Origin of the sequence: Rhizobium sp. CC1099 (assembly GCF_029714385.1) — a bacterium.
In the GTDB taxonomy this organism is placed as follows: Bacteria; Pseudomonadota; Alphaproteobacteria; order Rhizobiales; family Rhizobiaceae; genus Rhizobium.
Genome location: NZ_CP121641.1, coordinates 2607840 through 2627001 on the forward strand (window position 1 = coordinate 2607840; position 19162 = coordinate 2627001).

18 protein-coding genes and 1 pseudogene are annotated in these 19162 nt (G+C 59.8%); 5 read left to right on the forward strand and 14 right to left on the reverse strand.

Going from position 1 to position 19162, the window contains the following annotated elements; genetic code table 11:
• The first annotated feature begins 3 nt into the window (after positions 1-3).
• Positions 4-1599: a hypothetical protein gene (locus tag QA644_RS13310; protein WP_283068908.1), complete on the forward strand. Its 1596-nt coding sequence runs from the start codon at positions 4-6 to the stop codon at positions 1597-1599.
• On the opposite strand, the gene QA644_RS13315 is transcribed toward QA644_RS13310, so the two are convergent.
• The gene (locus QA644_RS13315) at positions 1523-2317 is read right to left on the reverse strand and encodes a 4'-phosphopantetheinyl transferase superfamily protein (protein WP_283068909.1); all 795 of its coding nucleotides are present in this window, start codon (positions 2315-2317) and stop codon (positions 1523-1525) included. The two genes, QA644_RS13310 and QA644_RS13315, sit on opposite strands and share 77 nt — an antisense overlap.
• Positions 2318-2557: 240 nt before the next feature.
• Between QA644_RS13315 and QA644_RS13320 the strand changes: the two genes are divergently transcribed.
• Complete coding sequence (locus QA644_RS13320; RefSeq protein ID WP_283068911.1) at positions 2558-4051, forward strand: oligosaccharide flippase family protein; 1494 nt, start codon at positions 2558-2560, stop codon at positions 4049-4051.
• A 91-nt stretch (positions 4052-4142) separates the two neighbouring features.
• On the opposite strand, the gene QA644_RS13325 is transcribed toward QA644_RS13320, so the two are convergent.
• The 5 genes from QA644_RS13325 to QA644_RS13345 all read right to left on the reverse strand — a co-directional run bounded on the left by QA644_RS13325 (position 4143) and on the right by QA644_RS13345 (position 11324).
• Positions 4143-4496, reverse strand: coding sequence for a hypothetical protein (locus QA644_RS13325; protein WP_283068912.1), 354 nt, complete (start codon positions 4494-4496; stop codon positions 4143-4145).
• On the reverse strand, positions 4493-5176 hold the full coding sequence (locus QA644_RS13330; RefSeq protein WP_283068914.1) for a sugar transferase: 684 nt from the start codon (positions 5174-5176) through the stop codon (positions 4493-4495). Before QA644_RS13330 ends, QA644_RS13325 begins: the two co-directional genes overlap by 4 nt.
• A gap of 208 nt (positions 5177-5384) precedes the next feature.
• Positions 5385-6686, reverse strand: a complete 1302-nt coding sequence (locus QA644_RS13335; protein ID WP_283068915.1) for a glycosyltransferase family 4 protein — start codon at positions 6684-6686, stop codon at positions 5385-5387.
• Positions 6687-6690: 4 nt separating this feature from the next.
• Positions 6691-9951, reverse strand: a complete 3261-nt coding sequence (locus QA644_RS13340) for a Wzz/FepE/Etk N-terminal domain-containing protein (RefSeq protein ID WP_283068916.1) — start codon at positions 9949-9951, stop codon at positions 6691-6693.
• 32 nt (positions 9952-9983) lie between these two features.
• Positions 9984-11324, reverse strand: coding sequence for a polysaccharide biosynthesis/export family protein (locus QA644_RS13345; protein ID WP_283068917.1), 1341 nt, complete (start codon positions 11322-11324; stop codon positions 9984-9986).
• A gap of 303 nt (positions 11325-11627) precedes the next feature.
• Between QA644_RS13345 and QA644_RS13350 the strand changes: the two genes are divergently transcribed.
• A complete protein-coding gene (locus QA644_RS13350; protein WP_194727723.1) occupies positions 11628-12818 on the forward strand; it encodes a glycosyltransferase in 1191 nt (396 codons plus the stop codon).
• 42 nt (positions 12819-12860) lie between these two features.
• Here the strand turns inward: QA644_RS13350 and QA644_RS13355 are convergent, their stop codons facing one another.
• The 3 genes from QA644_RS13355 to QA644_RS13365 form a co-directional block, all read right to left on the reverse strand.
• Complete coding sequence (locus QA644_RS13355; RefSeq protein ID WP_239597827.1) at positions 12861-13904, reverse strand: Gfo/Idh/MocA family oxidoreductase; 1044 nt, start codon at positions 13902-13904, stop codon at positions 12861-12863.
• A 188-nt stretch (positions 13905-14092) separates the two neighbouring features.
• Entirely contained in the window at positions 14093-14434 is a 342-nt protein-coding gene (locus QA644_RS13360; RefSeq protein WP_074069229.1) for an SMR family transporter, read from the reverse strand.
• A gap of 21 nt (positions 14435-14455) precedes the next feature.
• Positions 14456-15019, reverse strand: coding sequence for a TetR/AcrR family transcriptional regulator (locus tag QA644_RS13365; RefSeq protein ID WP_283068918.1), 564 nt, complete (start codon positions 15017-15019; stop codon positions 14456-14458).
• 154 nt (positions 15020-15173) lie between these two features.
• Here QA644_RS13365 and QA644_RS13370 point away from each other — a divergent pair, with 154 nt between their 5' ends.
• Together QA644_RS13370 and QA644_RS13375 are read left to right on the forward strand one after the other, a co-directional pair.
• Positions 15174-15563, forward strand: a complete 390-nt coding sequence (locus QA644_RS13370; protein ID WP_283068920.1) for a group II truncated hemoglobin — start codon at positions 15174-15176, stop codon at positions 15561-15563.
• A gap of 8 nt (positions 15564-15571) precedes the next feature.
• Complete coding sequence (locus tag QA644_RS13375) at positions 15572-15943, forward strand: DUF423 domain-containing protein (protein ID WP_283068921.1); 372 nt, start codon at positions 15572-15574, stop codon at positions 15941-15943.
• 2 nt (positions 15944-15945) lie between these two features.
• Here QA644_RS13375 and QA644_RS13380 read toward each other — a convergent pair whose 3' ends face one another.
• The 5 genes and pseudogenes from QA644_RS13380 to QA644_RS13400 all read right to left on the reverse strand — a co-directional run.
• Complete coding sequence (locus QA644_RS13380) at positions 15946-16311, reverse strand: VOC family protein (protein ID WP_194727728.1); 366 nt, start codon at positions 16309-16311, stop codon at positions 15946-15948.
• A complete protein-coding gene (locus tag QA644_RS13385) occupies positions 16308-16622 on the reverse strand; it encodes an antibiotic biosynthesis monooxygenase (protein ID WP_283072382.1) in 315 nt (104 codons plus the stop codon). The genes QA644_RS13380 and QA644_RS13385 overlap by 4 nt, the downstream gene beginning before the upstream one ends.
• Before the next feature lie 272 nt (positions 16623-16894).
• The gene (locus QA644_RS13390) at positions 16895-17308 is read right to left on the reverse strand and encodes a DUF2325 domain-containing protein (RefSeq protein ID WP_239597814.1); all 414 of its coding nucleotides are present in this window, start codon (positions 17306-17308) and stop codon (positions 16895-16897) included.
• Between the two features lie 109 nt (positions 17309-17417).
• Positions 17418-18689, reverse strand: coding sequence for a TonB family protein (locus tag QA644_RS13395; protein ID WP_283068922.1), 1272 nt, complete (start codon positions 18687-18689; stop codon positions 17418-17420).
• Positions 18690-18754: 65 nt separating this feature from the next.
• Positions 18755-19153, reverse strand: a pseudogene (locus QA644_RS13400) (hypothetical protein); the annotation flags it as partial.
• Positions 19154-19162 lie beyond the last annotated feature (9 nt).

Below are 19162 nucleotides of genomic sequence, written 5' to 3' on the forward strand. Positions count from 1 at the left end.
GGAATGGCAGCACACAGACCTTTGAGAGTTGCGGTCCTGGCAAAGTCGAGGGATCGGCTCGAAGCATGGCAATTGATGGTGCTTGACCGGCTTGCTTCCGAGCCTCTTTTTGATCTTGCAAGCATCATCGTGCATCAGACGGCACCTAAGGTTCGGGTGCCGAAGCTCTTCGCACTCGAGGCCCGTCTGGAACGCAGGTTCCTTACCCATGAGACCCCCTATCTGCCGAAATCCTTTTCGCCGGAAACCCAGCGATTCGACGACATGGGATCGCGCGATTTAGAAATGGCGGAGAGCCAGGACATCCTTCGACGCCTCATGCAGGACCTGGAAGTGGACATCGTCATTCGTATGACGCCCTCGGGCCTGCCATCAGGCGTAAGTGATGCCTTGCCGTTCGGAGAATGGGCGTTGAGCTGCAGCGATCAGGTCTCGGACAATGTCGACTGGTTCGCCTATCGTAGCACAATTTCGAAGGCGGCATCGGTCGAGCTCTTGCTTTATAAATCCGGAGCACCAGACGGAAGCGTTGACGTCATCGCGTCTTCCTTCTTCAATACCAAGACAAGTGCTGCGCGCGTTGCCGCCTCCATAAAGGAGCGTGGCGTGACCTTGCTTATGCGCGAATTGAGACGCCTTGCCGAAACACGGCAACTGCATGTGATCGCCCGCCGGCCCATCCCGGCGATCCCCCCACCGTCCGCTTCAGATCTTGGCCGCTACGTTGCTACGCTTGCTGGCGACCTCGCCGCACGTTGCATCAAAATGCTGAGAAAGAAGCTTCATTCCGGTTCGTCCGTTTGGGCCCTCTATACCGGCGGGGGTCACATCGAGGATTTCGACCCACAGCAATCCGTTGAAATTCCGCCAACGATGAACGAGATCAAGGCGGATCCGTTCCTTTTCGAACACGAGAACGAATGTTACCTCTTCTGCGAAGCCTATGCGGATGGCCAGAAGAATGCACACATTGCCGTCGGGCGCTTCCGCGGAGACAAGCTCGAACACCTCGGGATAGCCTTGCGTTGCGAGCACCACCTTTCCTATCCTTTTGTCTTCAGGGATGGCGAGGATATTTTCATGATGCCCGAGCGGCACCAATCGCGCCAGATCCAGATCTGGCGCTGCGTCGAATTTCCGCTGAAATGGGAATTGTACTCGACGGCGCTCGAAGGCAGGTCGGCCGCCGACAGCGTGCTGATGCGTCATGGAGGAAAATGGTGGCTTTTCACCAATCTGTCGGATTTCCACGACTATGAAGATCACTGCAGCGAACTCTATGTTTTCGAGGTCGACGGTCCAAAGCTCGAGCGCGTGATGCCGCACCGGCATAATCCGGTCGTCATAGACAGCACGCTCGCGCGAAATGCCGGACGCATGTTCGAACGCGGCGGCCGCCTTTACAGGCCATCGCAGCGCAATGCCTATGGCATCTACGGATATGGACTGAACATCATGGAAATCGACGAGCTGAGCCTCGACAGCTACAGCGAGCGGTGCATACGAACGATTACGCCGGACTTCAAGAAAGGCCTGCTTGGCTGCCATCATTTTGATGAGGCGGCCAATCGTTACGTTCTGGATGCGCGCTTGACATGAAGAACAGGGCGTTTTCGTCTCGATAGTTCAGGCTGACATGCCTTCCGCCGGTCAGCGCCGCAAGCGTCCCGACAAATGGAGGTGGCATTTCGAGGTCGAACAGACTCCAATCCGCCGGCGTATTTCCGTCTGCATCCAGGCGCTCAAGGCGCGGCGGAAGACCATCGCCAACGGTGACGTCGAATGCATCCAGAGGAAACGAGAGACCGACGCCGATCGCCTTGACGAAGGCTTCTTTGCGTGTCCAGACGGAATAAAACGCCCGACGATACTCTGCGGCCGGAAGTGCAGCGAGGGTCATTTCCTCCTTCGGCGACAGGAAACGGCTGACATTGTCTTCCTTCAGAGGCCGAACCTCTTCTATGTCTATCCCGACCTGGTAGCAGCTTGATACCGCAAGCGCCGCCATCCCGCCGCAATGGCTGAGGTTGAAATGCAACATCCTGCCGTTCGACGCTGCGATGCGCGGCTTGCCATAGGCATTGTAGCTCAGGCTGAGGCGGTTGGGCTCAATTCCGAGGTAGCTGCCGACAATTCGGCGCAGCCCCGACCGGCCTGCAACGAACCTGCGGCGATCACGCTCGTGAACAAAGCGCGCTGCCGCATCGAGCTCGCGGGCCGTCAATGGCGTTGCGAGATATGGTGCCTGCGAAGTGCTCGCCTCCTCCAGGTTCCATATCCAGATATCGATGACATCAGCGCTCAAGCCGTCACGCATTACCCCCACCCCCTGCCGACAGTTCATAGAGAGCGATCAGGACCGCCGTTTGTCTGCCAGCCAAGCTCAGAATGGCAGCAGGCGTCACCTGCACGGAGCACCAGTTTGTCTGGTCTGCGGCCCGACAGGCAAGCTATCCAAAGTCGGTAGAGAGTTACGCTTATGGGCACCTTGGCCATGCTCCGTCCTTCGCCGTATTTTGGTAATCTTCAAAGTGCCGGCACCGATGGAGTAGTATTAATGAGTTCGCGTGAGCCATCGTCGCTATCCAGCCTGACGGCAAAAGCCGGCACCTGGACGGTCGGCAGCAAGTTGGCTTCGAAGGCACTGGATTTCGTAACGCTCCTGTGTCTCGCCCGGCTGCTCGGCCCATCGGATTTCGGACTGGTGGCGATGGCGATGTCTTCGGTTCTCATAGCCGAGGCGATTTTCGAGATGCCGGTTGCCGCCGCACTCATCAGAGATCCGTCGCCAACCAAGGATATGTTCGACACGGCTCTGACGATCGGCCTGACAAGGGGTCTGATCGTTGGCATGCTGCTGTGTGCGCTCGCCTATCCGCTCGCATTGTTCTATGACGAGCCGCGGCTGACCACCCTGATCTGCGTGCTTTCGCTGGCGCCTGTCATGCGCGGACTTAAGAGCCCGAAGCTGATACTTTTTACGCAGCGCTTCGATTTTCGCCCGGACTTCATCCTGGAGGCCGCGGGCAAGATAGCGTCCTTGTGTGCTGCCGTAGCCATGGCCCTGTATACCGGAAGCTACTGGGCGATCGCGGTTGGCACGGTTGTCGGCCCGATGCTGATGATGATCGTCTCCTATATCTACGCGCCACAGCAGCCAGTTCTGTCACTCAAGGACTGGTCGATGTTTGCGCCCATTGTCGGATGGTACATGCTGTCGCAAATTCTCCAATCGGTGAACTGGCAGCTCGAAAAACTCCTCCTGCCGCGCTTTATGGACCTGGTTTCCTTCGGCCGCTATTCCGTTGCAAGCGACATTACTGCCGTTCCCTATCAGTCGGTGGTCCAACCGCTCTTCAGGCCGTTTCTCGTCGCATTCTCGCAGATTCCGTCGCATGAAAAGCTTGGTGAAGCCTATCTGCGCGCCACAAGCACGATCGTCTTCCTGGTCGCGCCGGCGCTTGTGCTTCTGTCGATCCTCGCGGATGTGGTCGTCACGATATTGCTTGGGCCTTCCTGGCATGGTGCCGCCTTCATCCTCACATGCCTGCCGCTGATCGCCATCATCAGCCTTCCCACGGCACTCGTGAACTCCATTTGCTTCCTGGCCGACAAGATGCATCTGATCGTCATCAAGAGCGTCATCGAGCTTTGCTCCAAAATGATGCTGATCTGCTCGCTCGGATATGCTTACGGGCTGTATGGCATACTGGCCGGACAGGCGATCGCCGCCGCGATAAGCCTCACCACTTCGCTTGCCATCGTCCGTGCATCGATCGGCCTGAGCCTTGCCCGGCAAGCCAAGGAAGGGGTCAAATATTTCGCTCCGATCTTGCTGATGGCGCTCTGCCTGGTGCCGGGAATCTATCTCGGCGACTCCGTTGACCATCCTCTGCGGCAGTTGTGGCTATCGATTGCAACGGCCGCCGCTGCAACGCTTGTCTATCTTGGCAGCATGTTTTTCATGGCCCGCATGTCTTCGTCCGAAGGACTGCATGAATACGACTTCGTCATGCAATATCTGAGAAAGAGGTTCAGGCCGGCCATTTAATGGATGCAGTTCGGCCTGTTCGTAATCTATCGGTTTCCGTGATCGAAAGGCGCAAGCCGCTGTCAAATATAGCCTCTGCTGCCCTTATGTTTCAGGCTATAAAACCGATGGGAAAGCCAAGTAGACTTGCGAGATAGAGGAGAATCGCCATAAGAGGAGCACAACCGGACGCATAATTGGCATGTCGATTGGCATTCATGCTTGCTGTTGTCTTCGTCGAAGCGAAGAATGTTTTGCGGGCAGAAGTTGCGCGAAGCAAGGCGTCTAAGCCCAACCAATTTCGAAGCCAAGGGGTCTTGGTGTTGAAACGTCGGCAGGAGGCCGGACGGATGCATTCAAAAGTCCCGTTCGAACGCATGCGTTCTCCCACCGCAAAATTCGTTCTGCGGTGGGCGGCTATTCTCTTTTGCCTGGTGATATGGGGCGCCGTGATGGCCTTTTTCATCTGGTAGATTCGTTGCGCGCGAAAAGAACGATGCCGATCGTCTTCCAGATAATCTTCAAATCAGCCGACATCGAGCAGCTGTGATAATAGTCCACGTCGAACTGCACCCGTTCATCATAGGTCGTGTCCTTGTTCCGGTGCACCTGCCATAGACCGGTAAGGCCCGGCGTCATGGCGAGATAGTAATGGATCTGACGGCCGTAACGCTCCATTTCTTCGGCCACGATCGGCCGCGGCCCGACAAGGCTCATATCGCCGCAAAAGACGTTCCAGAGCTGCGGCAGCTCGTCGAGGCTCGTCATCCGGAGATATTTTCCAAGCCAATGGACGCGCGGGTCGTTGACCAGCTTCTGGGTTTCATTCCATTCGGCGCGCCGCACGGGATCGTTGGCGAGAATGCTGGCCAGCCGCGCATCGGCGTCCTTCCGCATCGAGCGGAATTTCAGGCATGAGAATGAACGGCCGTAGCGGCCGACACGCTCGTGTCGGAATATGAGCGGCCGCCCATCAACCAGCAGCAGGGCCACCGCGATAAGCGCGAAAAACGGCAGAAAGAAAACCAGCGCCGATCCGGAAATCAGGATGTCCCCGGCACGCTTCAGGCGATAATCTCTCGACGTCGGCCGTCGTAGCCGAGCCGATTGCCCGTCCTGAGCAACGCCATCAAAGAACGATAGCATTTTGAAACCCCGTTTGTATCTCAACCCACAGTTAAGGTTGGCAGTGTCGGCCAGAATAGACAATTGACCAGAACGGCTAAGCCTTAGTCAGATAGAAGTAGGCCCGAATACCGATGGCGGGACCATTGATTTATTCACCTCTTAAAACTGTCGATACAGGAGAGGACGCAACCGCTTTCAATAAGGGTATCTGCTTGATGCCGTTCAATTAAATGAATGGATGGCGATAGGCGGCGGATCGATTGCCGGATCGTTCAGGTAGCCGACCGGCAACGCCAGCCAAGCTCGTTCGCGCCAAGATCCGGCCGTAGAGAGCGATCAGCGCTTCGCCCCAGGTTTCCGGCGAATGAGCAAGCCCGGGCGCCTTGCTGAGGCCGTTCAAGCTCATGGAGCGTACCACCGCATCATCGGCTGCGAGCCGTCGCATCGCCGTCGCCAGCGATCCGATGTTCCCCGTCCTGAATGTCAGCGCGCAACCGAATTCCTCAAGCTCGTTTCCCAACAAGGCGGCGTCCGGCACAATAACGGGAATTCCGCTTCCGATCGCTTCGACGGCTGCAAGCGCGAAAGGTTCCGGCACGCGCGACGACACGACGATGGCGCGCGCATTGCGCAGGAGTTCGTGCATCTCCCCTTTCGCTTTCCAGCCGTGGATGACGACTTCAGGATAGTCGCGCTCCAATATCGACCGCCCTGCGCCATCGCCAATGATCTGGAGCCTCACATTGGCAAGCCGCGCCGCCCGCGCGGCATCCTCGAACCCTTTTTCCGGCTCGAGCCTTCCCACGAAGAAGAAATCCCGCATCGTCCAGGGTTCGGCCCCTCTGCGCAGAAACGGCTCCACCGGATTGCGAATGGTCTCGATATGATCGGTGCAGAGGCCGGCGCGCTCGAAATATTCACGCATCCGCTGATGCACGATGACGATATTGGCCGGGAGCTCGTCCGTCGGATAGAGCCGCTCACGCAGCAAGTGGCGTGCAGAACGCCAGATCTTCTCGTGATAGCCGCGTTTGTCGCATTGCGTCATCATGCACGGCACCGACATCGGCGTGAGAGTGCAGACGGTGTCTTTCCGGTAGTTCGCAAAACCGCCGTTTGGGCAGCACAGGAAATAATCGTGTGCATGCAGAACCACGCGCTGGCGGACGGGCCACAGGGCCTGGAAGATGGAAGGCGAAAGGATCTTCGACCAGCCATGGACGTGATAGATGGTCGAGGCCGTGTCGGCACTATCGATGACCTCGCGCACGGCATCGAGAGCCTGCCTGTTGTAAAGCCCGTTGATCGAGGCTGCGATCCGCCCCTGGGCGGTCAGCGGTGCGCCGCCGAGATTGATGGTGTCGTCCGCCGGCAGCTCGCTTCCAGCCGCGTCGCCCGCCAGATAGGTTACGGGAATGCCGGCGCGTTTGAGCAAATGCGCCGACAGAATGGCGAGGTTGGAGGCTCCCCCGACCTTTGTCGAACGGTCATTGATGACGACAACACGATCGGGATAACGCTGAATCACGATCCTACCCCATCGTCCTGATATTCTGCGGGGCAAGCCTGCCCATCAGAAGATCGAAAATTGCGATCGCATTGCCCTTCAGACGCCCTTTCCGGTCGACCCAGGGTTCGGGGCGCCAGGCTTTGACAAGATTGGCGGCCAGGTTCCGGCCCATTTGCGCAGCCGCCCGCCCCGAACTCAGGGTGTTCTTGCGCACGAGATAGATGGGATTTGCGATCTGCGAATATCCGAACTTGATGCCGGTCGTTCGACCGGCCTTCGTGCCGAGATGCACGCCCTGCAGATGGTCGGCGCAAATGACTTCGCCATATCGCGCCATCATGCGGCTGAAGTCGACATCTTCAAGCCAGCCATAAAACGGCAGATTCTCGTCAAACCGGACGCCTGAAGCCACGATCGCCGAAACACGGACAGCCATGTTGCAGCCATAGGCGTTATAGATCGGCTTAAAGGATTTCTCCCGTTTCTGCGGGCGGCGAACCTTCTGCACGAGTTTCAGGCCGTCGCAGACCGAGATACCCGCCCCGGTGATCCCGTCGGCGATGACCGTGCCCGTCGACATGACGATATCGCGCCGGGTGCGAAACAGCAGCTCAGTGTCCTCGATATAAGTGGGCGTCATCAGGAAATCGTCGTCGAGGAAGAGCACCACATCCGCACCGACGATGCTGTCGAGAATTGTATTGCGCTGAAGGCAAAGTCCGCGCTCTGAAACCAGTACCCTGACCGGGCATGCGAGCGAGGAAAGGCTCGCTCGGTCGACATCCTCAAGCGAGGGCACGCAGATGACGACCTCCTCGGGCTGACGCGTCTGGTGCGATATATGGGGAAGCACGGCAGAAAGGATTTCGCGCCTGCCCGAACTCGCGATGCCGACAGCCACCTTGAGCGGGCGCCCGCGCGGCTTGTCATTGAAGGCCAGATGGGGAGCGGCCGGTTTTGCGGTAGGTTCGCTCCGCCGCGACGAAGCAGGCTTTCCCGATGAACGCTTGCTGCCACCGCTGCGATTGGCGATGATCCCGAGCAGGTTCACCCGCGACGCGCCGAAGCTCGCAAGCGCGGCCGACAGCCGCTCGATGGTCATTTTCTTCGGCTTGCCGACGACAATGGCGATGCCATCCAGATAGTTGAAGATATGCCGGGTATCCGCCGAGCCTTCGAATGCCGCAAGATCGACGATGACGACGCCGTAGTTCTGGCGGAGTAGCTCAATTTCCGTCTTGAGCGCGGCAAGATGACCAAATATCTGGTGGCACGCGGCAGACCGCCTTGTCTCCTCAACGGTCAGCACGGGAACCAGCGTGGAGGCTTCAGCATGCTCGTCGTCCCTGTTTCTCCTGCTCCTGCGGCCGTGCTCATCGTGACCCGCCCCGACATGTTCGGCGGCTTGCGGCTCATGCGCGCCAACATGATCCATCCGCAGCAAGCCGAGCCCGAAGTCCTCCCCGGCGGCACTCGCCACTTTGCTCAGGAAGCCTTTTTGGAAATCGGCATCGACGAGGACGACCGGCGTGCCTTCATTCTGGTAGAGCTGCGCGAGGTTCGCCGCAACCGTCGTCTTTCCCTCGCCGCTGCCGACCGACGTGATGCCGATGACCATTGGCGAATTGGGGCGGAATGCCGAACCAATGGAGTTCTTCACGCCTCGCAAGGCTTCGGTGAAATCGGAATAGGGCGCATCGAGCACACCCCGCAGCGGCATCGCGGCCTGCAGGTTTGCCGCCTTCGCCCCGGCGGGCAAAACTGCCGTTGCGCCCTGAAGAGGCAGGCTGCCGAGCGACGCTATACCGAGCTCCTGCCGCAGCCTGGAGTTCAAGTGAATCCCCTTGCCCCTTCCATCAAAAAGCAGCGCGAGCAGGAGACCACCGGCCAGGCCCATCAGCGTGGTGAAGGGCAGGATGATGGAGGGTTTCGGCGAGCTCTTCGTCAGCGGCGCGGACGCGGCCGTCACGACACGGGCATCTCCGAGCGGGAAAGACTGCTTCTGCAACGTGCCCGTCAGTTGTTGGAGAATTCCTTCATAGATGCGGCGATAGGTCGTTGCACGGCTTTCCATTTCGGTGAGTTTCACACGCGCCAGGTTTTTGTCCGTGCCGGTAGCAGTCAGCGCCGCCATCTGGTCATTGAGGAGGCGTTCGCGGGTTTGCGCGACCTGCAGGTTCGTTTTGTATACTTCCTGGATGCGGACGAGTTCGTTCCTGATATCGCCGGTTAGCCGTGCAACTTCCTCTTTGGCGGCCGCGATCGCGGGATTGCCGGGATCGTAGCGGCTTATCAGATTGTTCAGCCTGGTCGTAGCAAGGCTGACGTCCTCCTGGAGTTTCTGTATGCGGGGGTTGTCGATCGTCTCCTGAACGCTGCCGCGAACCGTTTCCCCCGCCATCATCCGATTGAGGGTATCGAGCTTGGCGGACGCGGCAGCGGTCTCGGCGCTTGCGGAAATGGCTTGGCTGCTGATCTCGGACAATTGCTGCTGGTCCAGGGACGATGTGGTGCCGAGTTCCATGATGCCGTTCATGGCCCGGAATTCTTCTGCATCCAATGCCGCCTGCCGGGCTTGCTTCTCCACGTCGATCAACCGGGTTTCCAGCCAGTTCGCCCCGCTTTGCGCTGCTGCGGCGCGCGCGGAGACGGCCGAATCCATATAAGCTTGCGCAAGGGCGTTCGCGACGCGAGCCGCCTTTTGCGGATCGGTAGATTTGTAGCCGATTTCGAGGATATAGGATTGCCCTACCCTGACGACCGAGACCCGCGACAGGAACGACGCCATCGTCCTGCGCATGCGTATCTCCTCGTCCGACGCCTCCTGGCCGGGTGCGGCGGGTGCAGCCGCTTCGCCGATCATCGACTGCAGCCAGTCCTTGACGATCGACCGCCACGACGCATTGTCCTGGATTTCCGGATCCTCGGAGAGATTGAGTTTGTTGATGACCGCTTTCGCGATCGGCTCCGACTGGATGATCTCCACCTGACTGGCGATTTCAGCCGCCTCGATGATGATCGTTCCAGTGAAAGCATCCTGGGATGCGATCCGGCCCTGCTCGGGATCCATGACGAGGCGGGCAGCCGCGAAGAAGAGCGGCGGCTGGGTGGCGACATAAACACCGCCCGCGGCAGCGCCTACCGCCGTGAAGAGGGCAAGTATCAAGGTGTGGCGCCGCAGAAAGCGCCATATGTCGCCGAACGATATATTTTCCGTGTCAGCTGATTGCTTCTTGCCGAACTGATCGCCGGGGATAAGCTTGCCGATGTCGTGAACAACCATATTGTTTTGCCCAATCCTCGAATTCATGTGATTTACTGCACCCGCGGAGGAGGATTGGCGGACGAAAGCATCGAGCCGTCCAGGTTCTTGGAGACATTGTAGCGAACGTCCAGCACATCCCCCGGCTCAAGCCCAGCGCTATCGGGAACCGGAGCGGCAGTGCCCGAGTCACCGCCGCGGGTCAGCCAATATTCAAGCGGTTGCACGTCGACGGCCTGGAGGCTTTCATAGCGTGCAACGGATGCGCCTGCGGCCTGCAGCAGCTGAACGGTCGTGGAGCGCTTCAACCGCACGTCTTCCAGCTCCGCTTCTGTTACTTGCAATTCCTGCCCCACCTCTGTCTTGCGCTGGCCCTTCAGGTTGAGTGCTTCACGTTCGGTTTCGTTCAGCTTCTGCTTGGCCTGCATGGACGCGACGACCAGATCGAGCTTGTCGCTCTGCATATCGGCGACGATGCGTTCAAGGGATGTCTTGCGGGAGGTGGTCAGGATCTTGGTGTCGACGAGTTTTGCGATGTCGCCAAGCTCATCCTGGGCGATCTGGACTTGCCTTTCCTGCGCCACCATCTTCTCGTCGAGCACAGTGATCTCGCTTCGCAAGAGCTTCATGAGATCTGCTGCGGATTCCAGCTGGTGCCGCAAGGCGTCGGCTCTTGCCGTGAAGAGAGCGCTTTCGCTTTTCAGTATCTGGCCCACGACTGAACCTTCGGGGGCGCCGGTCAGTTCCGGAGGAAAATCCACGGAAGGCTTGTCGTTCAGCTCGGCGATCAGCCTGGCGCGGCGGGCCGTGAGCTGTTTTGCCTGAAGCTCGAGGCGGCTGAACTCCCCAGCGTAACGAATCTGCTCGGCGTCGGCATATTCGCCGGAGCGATCGTTGCGGCGTTCCCGTCCGCCAGCCAGGGCAAGCGCTTGCTTGACGGTCAGTCCTGGCCGGAATTCGAACTCGTTCGGCCGCTCGACGGCACCCGTGACATAGACCATCGGATATTTGGCGATCTCAACCGAGGCGATGGGAGCGGTCGCAAGCCCCGTCAGTTTTTTGATCCTCTCACCGATCAGGAGCGCCGTCTCTTCCGTCGTCTTGCCGAGAACGGCAATCTCGCCGACCATCGGCATCGAGATATCGCCGCGCTGAGACACGGCATATTCGCCGTTGAGAGCGGTCCATTCCTTGTACTCGCCCGTTGAAGGCACCCATTCCACGACCGAGACCTTCATCCTCGTCTGCGCTCTGATGCGGTAGCTGTCGTCTGCGGCATGGACGGCTTGTCCGGTCAAAGCGGTGCCAATGAGCCCTGCCGCCATGATGAAGCGGAGGACACGACGGGCGCCGGGCAATGCGGTTCTTGAATTGCGTACGGCAGCAATGGGCATGGCGCGACCTTGTTCTCCTCGTCATTCTGCAGCGGGCAAACCGCCGAATGTCGATGATGCGCCTAATGCAATTCGAGTAAATCCACCGCGACGCAGCCTGCTTTAGTCCAATCTGAGGAAGACGGAGTAGAAAACCACCGGCCGCTTCCCCCAGTTGCGGTATCTCCGGCCAAGTGCCCGCTCCACATAGGTCTTTTGGCCGTGGCTCTACACCGTTTTAGGGCGGTTGCAGACCAATCTAGGCTCTGTGGAATGTCCCCCGCTTCAACGATGATGGCCCGACTGGTTGGCGAGGGAGACATCATGCGTGTCGCGATTGTTCACTACTGGCTGGTTTCGATGCGCGGCGGCGAGAAGGTCGTCGAGGCCCTCTGCGACATGTTCCCAGACGCCGACATCTTCACCCTCGTTTACGATGAAAGCCGCGTCTCCGAAAAAATAAGGGGGCATGTTGTCAAGACGTCGTTTCTGCAGCGCTTGCCGGGTGCCGTCAGGCATTATCAGTCGCTGCTTCCGCTGATGCCCTTCGCGCTCGAAAGCCTCGACCTCAGCGGATACGACCTGATCATCTCAAGCGAATCGGGCCCCGCCAAAGGCATCATTGCTCCGCCGCATTCGACACATGTCTGCTACTGCCATTCGCCGATGCGCTATATCTGGGACCACTATCACGTCTATCGTTCGCATGCCGGCCTCGCTTCCAGAATGATGCTTCCGGTGATCGCCCCGCTTCTGCGGTCCTGGGATGTCAGCACCAGCATGCGCGTCGACCGTTTCGTCGCGAATTCGCACCATGTAAAAGCGCGCATCGGCAAGTATTACGGACGCTCCGCCACGGTCGTCTATCCGCCAGTAGCAGTCGAGGACTATGCGCCGTCGGATACCATCGAGGACTTTTATCTTTGCGCCGGGCAGCTCGTCTCCTACAAGCGGGTCGATCTCGCCGTGAGGGCCTTTTCCAAGATGGGACGCAACCTCGTCGTCATCGGCGAAGGCAAAGAGCTTGCCATGCTGAAGTCGATCGCGGGGCCGACCGTGAAATTCCTGGGGCGGGTGCCCTTTCCGGTTCTCAAGGAAAAACTGGCCCGATGCCGCGCCCTGATCTTCCCCGGAGAGGAGGATTTCGGCCTTGTCCCGGTGGAAGCCATGGCGAGCGGCCGGCCGGTCATCGCTTTCGGCAGTGGCGGAGCGCTTGAAACGGTCGTGCCGGGAGAAACCGGCCTCCTCTTCTACGAGCAGAACGTTGAAGCCATCGTCGACGCAGTGCGGTCGTTCGAAGAACACGCCGAGGATTTCGATCCCGAAACCATTCGCACGCACGCAGCGCGGTTCAGCACCAGGAATTTCAAGTTCGGCATGGACTCGATCATCCAGGAGGAACTTCGGGCGAGAAGAAGTAGCGCGCTTGCTGCGAGCTCCCATGCGGAGGCCCGCCGGTTTCCTCTGGACAGCGTCTTTCCCGTCCCCCCGCCTGGAACGGATATCGTCCACTGACGGAGCGTCCGCGTTGGCAGGGCGCGCAGAGCTTTTGCGAAATCACACCTTCAGTTCACGCCGTTCGCGCTCGGTGATCATGGCAAGATCGATCACCTTCTGCAGGTTGGCGGCGTGGCGGAAGTTGGGGTCTGGCTGCAGGCCGCTCATCACCGCGTCGGCAAAGCGCTGGTAGTTGGTCGCCACCGGAGCGGCCTCGATCTCCCTCCAGGTCGCACTTTCGACGTTGTCGCCGAGGCAGCCGCGCAAATCCGAGCCGGAAGGGCGATGGTTGACCTCAAGACTCCCCCTCTCGCCGTAGATGCGAAGCTTCAGCTCGTTCAAGTGGCCCGTCGCCCAGCGGCTGGCATGCACCACGCCGAGCGCGCCATTGGCGAAATCGAGCGACATCGTGAAGCTGTCGTTCGCATCCAGAAGATATTCGCCGATCTGGCCGCCCGGTACCTTGTTGAAGGTCTTCAGCCGGGCAAAGACGTGATCGATATCGGTCGCTGCACCATAAGCGGCGAAATCGAGGATGTGGATGCCGACATCGCCGAGCACACCGGTCGAGCCGTGGCCGGTCGAAAGGCGCCAGAGCCAAGTCGATTCCGTGCGCCAGTCGCCCCAGGCGCGCGACACGAGCCAGCTCTGCAGATAGGATGCTTCTACATGCTTGATGGTGCCGAGCTCGCCTGCGAGTACCATCTCGCGGGCGCGCTGCAGCGGCGCGACGTTGCGGTAGGTGAGGTTCACCATGTTAACGACGCCTGCCGTTTCCGCCGCTTCCGTCATCTCCAGAGCCTTCGGATAGTTTTCCGCCAGCGGCTTCTCGCAGAGCACATGCTTGCCGGCAGCAATCAGCGCCATGGTCGTCGGGTGATGGATGCGGTCCGGCGTGACGTTCGTCGCGGCGTCGAAATCACCCCAGGCTATGGCGTCGTCCAATGTCAGGAAACGCTTTTCGACGCCGAATTCATCGGCGAAGAGCTTCAGGCGATCGGGATCGGTATCGACCGCGCCGACGACCTCGACACCATCCATGTGCGCGAAATGGCGCAACTGGTTCTTCGCCATCACGCCCGTACCAAGAACGAGTAGTCGCATGGATGCTCCTCAGCAGTGAGCGGCTTGGCCGTCCGGTGCGGTTTCGGGCCGCGCTCTTCATCCGGCTCCAGTGCCTTCCTTACCGGCTCATTTGGGGCATCCGCGATGCTCGTCAACGCAGCCGGCACATAGACCTCTTGGCGCTGCTCTTGCAAAGCGAGGCAATGAACGGAGAAAACCAAGAAAAATCAATGAGAAATGGATTTTGAAAAGAGGTTGACGACCAGAACGCCGGCAATGATCAACCCGAGCCCGAGCACGGCGGGAAGATCGAGGCGCTGCTTGAAACAGACAAACCCGACCACCGAAATCAGCACTATTCCCAAAGCGCTCCAGATCGCATAGGCAATGCCGACCGGGATCACCTTCAAAGTGAGCGACAGGACGTAGAAGGCAGCCGTGTAACAGACGACGAGAAGTACGCTCGGCCAGAAACGCGTGAGCTGCTGCGAGAGCTGCAGCGCGGTCGTGCCGATCACTTCCAGGATGATTGCGGCGAAAAGCAGCGCGTAGACGGCAGCCGGGCTCATGGTTCTGTCCTTCGAAAATAATTAGCGCTTCGTGAGTTCGGTAAGCCGGGCAATCAGCGCGCTGCGTTCGGCAGTACCGATCAAGTTGCTTTCCGTCGCGTCGGCAAGCCAGAGACCGTCCGCAGCAAAGCGCACGATCTGAGCGTCGATCGACGAGTCGGTGCCGACATATTCTTCCGCCCGCTCCCGCACCCATTCCCGCCAACGCTGGCGCAGTCGCGGCTCGGCCAGCATTGCAATCGTCACCTGCGTCCAGTGACGGGAGTCATCCGTCCTTTTGCTGATGTCGGCGCACACGAAAAGATAGGCGCGCGTGAAGCGCCCTTGCGGCACCGGATCGGCCCGCATCAGTTCACCGAGTTCTTGATCGAAGCGCTCGAGCAGACTGTCGAACAACGCATCCAGCAGCGCGTTCTTGGTCGGGAAATGGTGCAGCAAACCGCCCTTGCTGATGCCGGATGCGCCGGAGACGGCATCGAGCGTCACCGACGCCATGCCCTGCTCCGTCGCAAGGCGTGCGGCGACATCCAGCAATTGCCGGCGCACGAGAACAGGCTGTTTCTTGCGATGATGAGCAGTTGACATGTTCTATAAAAATACCGTCTGGACGGTTTTGTCAATCAGAATCTGCGGGCACGCTCTGCCTCAGGCATCCTGGGCGAAATGCCGCGGCGCATCGCAACCGGTTGCGAATAGCGCAGCAGCAGTGCATTAAGAAGTGCATTTCAGGGGACGGAATTTGACGGAAGAGGTTATCACGCTCTATCAGGCGATCGGCGGCGGCCTCACGGTGCGGGCGCTGGCGCAGCGTTTCTACGAGCTGATGGACACGCTGCCGGAGGCAAGGCGTGTCCGCGCGGTCCATCCGCCGAGTCTCAAAGGTAGCGAGGAGAAATTCTACGAATATCTGACCGGCTACCTCGGCGGCCCGCCGCTCTATACTGACAAACGCGGCCATCCGCGGCTGCGCAGCCGCCATTTCGTCGCCGCGATCGGCCCGGTCGAGCGTGACGAGTGGCTGCTCTGCTTCCGCCGCGCAATGGACGAGACGATCGTCAACGAGAAGCTGCGTGAGATCATCTGGCCGCCGATCGAACGGCTGGCGTTTCATATTCAGAACAGGGAGTAAGATCAGCCATGATCTCGAACACGCGTGCCGCAGCGTTTTTCTTCGTCTTTGCCGGTCTCTTCGGCGCGGCAGGCGTGGCACTTGCCGCCCTCGCGGCCCACGGTGGTGGTGAAGCCGCGCTCGCAGCCTCCGCCTCCGCGATGTGCCTGGCACACGCCCCTGCACTATTAGGTCTCGCAATTGGAATTAAGGAGATCAGAACCGCCCGGCTGGCCGGTTTTCTGATCATCGTTGGCACACTGCTCTTTGCCGGCGATCTCGTGATGCTGCGCCTTGCGGGGATCGGGCTATTTCCCTTTGCCGCCCCGACTGGCGGCTGGGCGATGATGCTCGGCTGGCTGGCGATCGCCGCCGGCGGCTTGATGCGCAACAAACCATAAGCTTAGCGCTGCGGCACCCGGCCGAAGCGCAGCAGGTTCCCGTGCGGATCATGGATGTAGAATTCCTCCATGTTCCAGGGTCGCACTTGCATATCCGTCAGATGCCTGACGCCCTTCGCGCGATATTCCGCATGGAGGGCCGCAATGCCCCCGCCACGCAGGTAGATCGACGTCTTCTCCGGCAGGCTGGCATCGTCGGTGCGCCAGAAATGCAGTTCCATCTCATCGCGCCTGACGATCAGATAGTCAGGCGTATGGTGCACGATCTGCGCAAAGCCGAGTTCGTCACGATAAAAGGCAAGCGTCTCGGCAATATCGAGCGACGGCAGGACCGGAAGAACTTCGATACGGTCCGGATCGCCGCTCATATGCCGTCCACGACGTTGAAACCTTCGAATACCGGCGGCCCCTTGTACATGACCTTATGGTTACCCGCATTGCGGTGCGCCGCGCGGAAGTTTTCGGATTTCGTCCAGTTCTGGAAATCCTCTTCGCTTTGCCAGACCGTGTGCGACGAGAATAGCGTATAGCCCTCCTCCGCATCCGTCTTGCCGCGCAGCAGGCGGAACTCGACGAAGCCGGGCACCTGCGCCAGACTGGAGTCACGGTTGCGCCAGACATTTTCGAAATCCGCCTCGGCGCCGGTTGCGACCTTGAAGCGGTTCATCGCAATATACATCGGGAGCTCCTCACACTTCGTGCCGTCCGCGCGGGCCTGCGGGAAGGCAACGACATTATTGCCGTTTGCCGCCTCGCGGCCAAGCGCTGCATCGGTCTTTTCTCCCGGCATGCGCGCTTCCCAGACGGGAAACTCCGTCACGTTCGGATAAAGCTGCTGGCGCTCGGCATTTTTCACCAAGAGATCGTAGAGCTCAGGCACGAGGCCGTCGCCATTCTGCGCGGCGAGCTTATGCAGGCCGATCATCATGAACCCGTCAAGGCGCTGGTCTTTCATCGGGAATTGTCTCGTTCGTTCATTGTCTGCAGCGCACGCTCCAGGCTCGATTTGCTGCCATTGCGCAGCGGAATGAAGGCCTTGCCGAACTTCTTGCAGCCGGTCTTCACCCGCAGGCAGGCATCGTGGCTGATACAGTCGATCGGGCAGAACACGCAGTCGACGGAGGGAAGAACCGTATCGATCCGCGAGACCGCCTCGCGCAGCCCGCCGTCATGATGGATCAGTTCGGCACCGAAGCTGCTCGCGATCTGGCGAAGATGCGCCACCTGGCAATCGCGGCCGCCGACATAGAGGAAACTGCGGCCATCCAGTTTCGATCCGCCGGAAGATTGCTGCGCCGTGTGCGCTGCCACATCCGCGCTGACGCGGATTTCCCGGTTAGATCCCTTCTTCGCCTTCCGAGCCATTTATCACCCGTTCGCTCGTTGATCGTCACACGATTCTAACGTGTGCGAACGGACCTTATTAAACTTGATTTTTAGAGTAAAGTATAAAGTTGACATTTTTTGTCATATTTTATCGCCGGCCCGAGATCTGCACGTCCTGCGTGAAGGTCCAGCTCGGCTTGCCCCACTCGGAAGGCAGCGGCGGGAAAGGCGAGGCACGGCGCACGCCGGCCACAACCGCCTGATCCAGCTCGGGAATTCCGGAGCTGCGCGCGACGGAAAGAGACACCAGCGAACCGTCGCCGCCGATCGTCAGGCGCACGCGGACACTCATCGAAGCGCTCATCCGTTTATATTCCGTGGGCACCTTGACTGCGCGGCGAATGCGCGACTGCACCTTGCCGGGATAGTTGGCAACGGCTGCGCTCCCGGCTCCGCCGGAGCTCCCGGCGCTGCGCGAGTTCTGGTCGGAATTTGCCGTCTCGCTTCCGTCGCTGGCCCCTCGCCTGGAATCTTGCTTGTTCTCGCCTTGGGAGCCGGCAATCTCCTTTTCCGTCTTCTTCGGCGGCTGCTTCTTTTCCACCGGCTTCGGCTTTTCAGCCTTCGGCTTGGCTGTCGGCGTCGGTGCCTCTTGCGGCTGCACCGGCTCCGGCAGCGCTTCGGCGGTCTCGACCGGCTTCAATTCCTCCGGTGTCTCCGTGGCCGTCGGCTGCACGACCGAGGTCTCAGCAGGACCGTTCGACGTCAACACCTCAGGCTCTGCCGCCGTTACTGTCTCGGGAGAAACACGCGTGACCTCCTGCATTGGCGGTACGGCTTCCGCCTGGGTCGGCTGCACCGTTTCCGGTGGAACCTCCGTCGGCTGGACTTCCGTGGGCTGGACAGTCTGCGGCTGCACCGTTTCGGCAACCACTTCTTCCGGCTGCGGCTCGACTTGCAGATCCGGATCGCCGGCAGAGGCCTGGTCGGCTTCGGAATCGCCAAGGATGACGACGCTCACGGCCTCGCCCGCTTCCTCCTCCGGGTCGTGTGGCGTCACGACGAAGCCGATTGCCAGGGCCGTGAAGAGAATGGCGTGAAAGGCAAAGGACGTCAGGCAGGCAGCGGCGACGCGTCGCTTGCTCGGCTTTGGCTCGTTTGCCTGCTTTTCAAGGGCACCATGGTCCATCGGCGGCGCGTCTGCCGCGGCTGTCTTCTGCGCCTGCGGATGCTCCGGGAAAGATTCGATCAGCGAGAGGCGCGCATAGTGGATCACGGCTTCTGCGGCGGGCTGGCGCTGCGCATTGCGCAGCTCGGGCATTTCATGACCGGGATGGATACCCGGCATATTGTCGTTCAAACCGTCAGCATCCTGCTCCACGATGAAATCGCGTCGCGACCTGGATTTCGCTGAAACTGCCATGTGCCCTGCCCCGGCCGGTTTGAAACTGAAGCCCGCCGGAGATCAACTCCGGCGCGAATTGCTCGCCCCTCGAAGGGAACGGAAATCTGCGAACGGGTAACGAGACCTTTCATGCATTCGCCCGCTACCGGGCCGTCGCAGACCGGCGTATCGTTGATGAGAATGCGGGTCACGGCCTCGCACTTCACATTCGGCATGTCGAACTGCCGCACCCGCTTCTTGCTCTGCGGCAGATCGCGGAAGTCGAGCACGGTGATCTTGTCGACGGCGTTCTTGTCGTTGAAGAAGGCAAGCTCGAAAGAGATCTTGTTGACGGGTGCGGCAAGCTTATTGAGCGCTACGAAGGTCATCATGCAGCCCTTCTGCGAGGGCGTCAGCGCATTCAACTCGACTTCGAGGGCATTCGCGGGGGCGGCCACGGCGGCATCCTGCGCATAAGCGGGGCAAAGACTTCCGGCCGTCATCAATCCGCC

What these genes read in the sequence shown, in the direction of transcription:
- QA644_RS13310 (WP_283068908.1), top strand. Translation starts at nt 4, where the DNA reads ATGGCAGCACACAGACCTTTGAGAGTTGCGGTCCTGGCAAAGTCGAGG.
- QA644_RS13330 (WP_283068914.1), bottom strand. Translation starts at nt 5,176, where the DNA reads ATGCTATCGTTCTTTGATGGCGTTGCTCAGGACGGGCAATCGGCTCGG.
- QA644_RS13385 (WP_283072382.1), bottom strand. Translation starts at nt 16,622, where the DNA reads ATGTATATTGCGATGAACCGCTTCAAGGTCGCAACCGGCGCCGAGGCG.
- QA644_RS13390 (WP_239597814.1), bottom strand. Translation starts at nt 17,308, where the DNA reads ATGGCTCGGAAGGCGAAGAAGGGATCTAACCGGGAAATCCGCGTCAGC.
- QA644_RS13325 (WP_283068912.1), bottom strand. Translation starts at nt 4,496, where the DNA reads ATGAAAAAGGCCATCACGGCGCCCCATATCACCAGGCAAAAGAGAATA.
- QA644_RS13320 (WP_283068911.1), top strand. Translation starts at nt 2,558, where the DNA reads ATGAGTTCGCGTGAGCCATCGTCGCTATCCAGCCTGACGGCAAAAGCC.
- QA644_RS13340 (WP_283068916.1), bottom strand. Translation starts at nt 9,951, where the DNA reads ATGGTTGTTCACGACATCGGCAAGCTTATCCCCGGCGATCAGTTCGGC.
- QA644_RS13350 (WP_194727723.1), top strand. Translation starts at nt 11,628, where the DNA reads ATGCGTGTCGCGATTGTTCACTACTGGCTGGTTTCGATGCGCGGCGGC.
- QA644_RS13365 (WP_283068918.1), bottom strand. Translation starts at nt 15,019, where the DNA reads ATGTCAACTGCTCATCATCGCAAGAAACAGCCTGTTCTCGTGCGCCGG.
- QA644_RS13355 (WP_239597827.1), bottom strand. Translation starts at nt 13,904, where the DNA reads ATGCGACTACTCGTTCTTGGTACGGGCGTGATGGCGAAGAACCAGTTG.
- QA644_RS13360 (WP_074069229.1), bottom strand. Translation starts at nt 14,434, where the DNA reads ATGAGCCCGGCTGCCGTCTACGCGCTGCTTTTCGCCGCAATCATCCTG.
- QA644_RS13375 (WP_283068921.1), top strand. Translation starts at nt 15,572, where the DNA reads ATGATCTCGAACACGCGTGCCGCAGCGTTTTTCTTCGTCTTTGCCGGT.
- QA644_RS13395 (WP_283068922.1), bottom strand. Translation starts at nt 18,689, where the DNA reads ATGGCAGTTTCAGCGAAATCCAGGTCGCGACGCGATTTCATCGTGGAG.
- QA644_RS13315 (WP_283068909.1), bottom strand. Translation starts at nt 2,317, where the DNA reads ATGCGTGACGGCTTGAGCGCTGATGTCATCGATATCTGGATATGGAAC.
- QA644_RS13380 (WP_194727728.1), bottom strand. Translation starts at nt 16,311, where the DNA reads ATGAGCGGCGATCCGGACCGTATCGAAGTTCTTCCGGTCCTGCCGTCG.
- QA644_RS13345 (WP_283068917.1), bottom strand. Translation starts at nt 11,324, where the DNA reads ATGCCCATTGCTGCCGTACGCAATTCAAGAACCGCATTGCCCGGCGCC.